At 64.1% G+C, this 3,746-nt stretch carries 4 protein-coding genes; all 4 read right to left on the bottom strand.

Features of this window, described 5'->3' with window-relative positions; all coding sequences use genetic code 11:
• The coding region (locus AC5JJ6_RS03600) for an aminotransferase class V-fold PLP-dependent enzyme (protein WP_496040734.1) at positions 1-263 on the bottom strand (263 nt) is incomplete at its 3' end.
• A 40-nt stretch (positions 264-303) separates the two neighbouring features.
• Positions 304-1,635: a Fe-S cluster assembly protein SufD gene (gene sufD, locus AC5JJ6_RS03605; RefSeq protein WP_496040735.1), complete on the bottom strand. Its 1,332-nt coding sequence runs from the start codon at positions 1,633-1,635 to the stop codon at positions 304-306.
• Positions 1,636-1,639: 4 nt separating this feature from the next.
• Positions 1,640-2,392, bottom strand: a complete 753-nt coding sequence (gene sufC, locus AC5JJ6_RS03610; RefSeq protein ID WP_496040736.1) for a Fe-S cluster assembly ATPase SufC — start codon at positions 2,390-2,392, stop codon at positions 1,640-1,642.
• A 72-nt stretch (positions 2,393-2,464) separates the two neighbouring features.
• Positions 2,465-3,746: Fe-S cluster assembly protein SufB (sufB, locus tag AC5JJ6_RS03615; protein ID WP_496040737.1), on the bottom strand; the 1,282-nt coding region annotated here is incomplete at its 5' end.

Genomic DNA, 3,746 nt, shown 5'->3' on the forward strand with positions numbered 1-3,746 from the left:
GCCGTCTCGAACCGGGTGGTCGCGGTGGCGCTCAGCCAGTGCAGGCCCCGGTGGACGTTGGAGTATTCCTCCGTCATGCAGGAAACCATGGCGTCGATCACCTGGCGCGGCTTCTGGGCGCTGGCGGCGCTGTCCAGATAGACCAGCGGCTTGCCGTAGACGGTCCGCGACAGGATGGGGAAGTCCTTGCGGACTTCGTACACGTCGAACGGGGCTGCCGTCCCGGATTCAAGTTCCTGCCGCACCTTGGTGATCTCGTTCATGTCGTTTCCTTACCCTTTACCGGCGCCCGGCTGACTGATCCTAGGACCGTTGCGACTTGAGCCAGCCGGAGACGATCCCCTGGAAGGAATCGCGTACCGTTTCGATCCGGACCTCCTCGATGGCATCCGCCAGGAAGGCCGCGATCAGCAGATTGCGCGCGGACTCGAGATCGATGCCGCGAGCGCGGAGATAGAAGAGCTGGTCGTCGTCCAGCTCGCCGGCGGTGGCGCCGTGGCTGCACTTGACGTCGTCGGCGTAGATCTCCAGCTCCGGCTTGCTGTCGATCTCGGCCGTGTCGGACAGCAGCAGCGCCCGGTTCAACTGGTAGCCGTCGGTCTTCTGCGCGTCCGGCCGCACGATGATCTTGCCCTGGAAGACCGCCTTGGCATTGCCGTCGATGACGCCCTTGTAGACTTCGCGGCTGGTGCAGTGCGGGTGGGCGTGGTCGATCACGGTGGTCGTATCGCAGTGCTGCTGGCCGTTCACCATATAGGCGCCCGACAGGCGGCATTCGACACCCGTTCCGTTCAACACAGGCTTGATTTCGTTGCGGGACAGCCGGCCGCCGATGGTCAGCACGAAGTTGTCGTAGCTGCTGTCCTTGGCCAGATCCGCCGTGACCGTCGCCATGTGGAAGGCCTGCGGGGTTTCGCGCTGCGCCTTGTAGTGATGCAGGCGCGCACCTTCCCCGGCCACGATCTCGGTCACGAGGTTGGAGAAGTAGGTCCCGGCGCCGAGCCCGACGTGATGCTCGACCACGGTCGCTTCGGCGTTGGCTTCCACCACGATCAGGATGCGCGGATGGTGCATGGTCGGATTTTCCGACCCGCTGCCGACGAACACGACCTCGATCGGCTCGGCGATGGCGACTCCCTTGGGCACATGGACGACGACGCCGTCGGCCAGGAAGGCGGTGTTGAGCGCCTGGAACGGGTTGGAATCGGTGACGCCGACCTTGCCCAGGTATTGCTCCAGCAGACCGGCCTGCGAGACCAGCGCTTCGCCCAGCGACGTCACGACGGCGCCGGCGGGGATTGTGCCGACGGAGGACAGGTCCGAACGGTAGGCGCCATCGACGAACACCAGACGGTGCGACAGCTGGCCCGCCGGCATGACGGTCGGCAGCAGGTCGATCGCGACCGTGCCGGCTGTTGCGGGAGCCGGCGCGAAGGCGAACTTCTCCAGCGGGCGCAGGCTGGTGTAGCGCCATGCCTCGGCCCGTGCGGTGGGGAAGCCCTGCTTGCGGAAGCGGGAGAGACCGGCTTCGCGGAGCGATGCCAGCCAGGGCAGCGCGCCGCCGGGCAGGCCGGAGGCTATCCGGCCGTGATGGTCCAGGTAGGACTGGATGGGGGATGCGGTTTCGGTCGCCATGGTATCAGGCCGCCTCGTCCACGCCGAACTCGGCGTAGCCTTTTTCTTCCAGTTCCAGCGCCAGGCTCTTGTCGCCGGTGCGCGCGATGCGGCCGTTGGCCAGCACGTGTACCTTGTCCGGCACGATGTAGTCGAGCAGGCGCTGATAGTGGGTGATGACCAGGATCGCGCGGTCGGGACCGCGCAGCGCGTTGACGCCGTCGGCCACGATCCGCAGCGCGTCGATGTCCAGGCCGCTATCGGTTTCGTCCAGCACGCAGAAGGCGGGGTCGAGCACGGCCATCTGAAGCACTTCGTTGCGCTTCTTCTCGCCGCCGGAGAAGCCGACATTGACCGCGCGCTTCAGCATCTCGTCGGTCATGCCGAGTTCCTTGGTCTTGGCCCGCACCAGCTTCAGGAACTGCATCGCGTCCAGCTCCTTCTCACCATGCGCCTTGCGGATCGAATTGAGCGCCGACTTCAGGAACGTCGTGTTGGACACGCCGGGGATCTCGACCGGGTACTGGAAGGCCAGGAACACGCCCGATGCGGCCCGCTCGTCCGGCTCAAGCTCCAGCAGGTCCTTGCCCCTGTACGTGACGCTGCCTTCGGTGACCTCGTAGCCGTCGCGGCCGGCCAGCGTATAGCCGAGCGTGCTCTTGCCTGCGCCGTTCGGCCCCATGATGGCATGGACCTCACCGGCGTTGATGGTCAGGTCCAGCCCCTTCAGGATGGGCTTGTCGGCGACGTTGACGTGAAGATTCCTGATTTCGAGCATCGGTTCGGTTCCGTTCGGTATCTTGTATTTTTCGGGGTGGCTCAGCCGGGAGGTGGAAGGGTGCTAAGGGCTTTAGCCCACGCTGCCTTCCAGGCTGATGCCGACCAGCTTCTGCGCCTCGACTGCGAACTCCATCGGGAGTTCCTTCAGGACCTCCTTGCAGAAGCCGTTGACGATCAGCGACACCGCGTCTTCCGACGACAGTCCGCGCTGCTGGCAATAGAACATCTGGTCTTCGCTGATCTTGGCGGTCGTCGCCTCGTGCTCGACGCGGGCGCTGCGGTTCCGGCTTTCGATATACGGCACGGTATGGGCGCCGCACTTGTCGCCGATCAGCAGGCTGTCGCACTGGGTGAAGTTGCGCGCACCGTCCGCCTTGGGCATGATCTTGACCAGGCCGCGATAGGTATTCTGCGCGTTACCCGCCGAGATGCCCTTCGACACGATGGTGGACTTCGTGTTCTTGCCGATATGGATCATCTTGGTGCCGGTATCGGCCTGCTGGCGGTTGTTGGTGATCGCGACGGAGTAGAACTCGCCGACCGAGTTGTCGCCCTGGAGGATGCAGCTCGGGTACTTCCAGGTGATCGCCGAGCCGGTCTCGACCTGCGTCCAAGAAATCTTCGAGTTCTTGCCGCGGCAGGCGCCGCGCTTGGTCACGAAGTTGTAGATGCCGCCCTTGCCGTTCTCGTCGCCGGGATACCAGTTCTGCACGGTCGAGTACTTGATCTGCGCGTCGTCATGCGTGACCAGTTCGACCACGGCCGCATGAAGCTGGTTCTCGTCGCGCTGGGGCGCCGTGCAACCTTCCAGATAGCTGACATAGCTGCCTTCGTCGGCGATGATCAGCGTCCGCTCGAACTGGCCGGTGTTCTTGGCGTTGATCCGGAAATACGTCGACAGTTCCATCGGGCAGCGGACGCCCTTGGGGATGTAGACGAACGACCCGTCCGTAAATACCGCCGAGTTCAGCGTGGCGAAGAAGTTGTCCGAGTACGGTACGACCGAACCCATGTACTTCTTGACCAGCTCCGGATGGGTCTGCACCGCTTCGGAGATCGGGCAGAAGATGATGCCCTTCTCTTCCAGCTTCTTCTTGAAGGTGGTCGCCACCGACACGCTGTCGAACACGGCATCGACCGCGATGGAGGGGCTGTCGCCGGCGCCTTCGACACCGGCCAGGATCGCCTGCTCCTTCAGCGGGATGCCCAGCTTCTCATAGGTCCGGAGCAGTTCGGGATCGACCTCGTCCAGGCTTTTCGGGCCGGATGCGACCTTGGGGGCGGAGTAGTAATAGGAGTCCTGATAGTCGATCGGCGGATAGCCCAGCTTGCCCCAGTTCGGCTCTTCCATC

This window comes from Skermanella sp., from assembly GCF_059503625.1.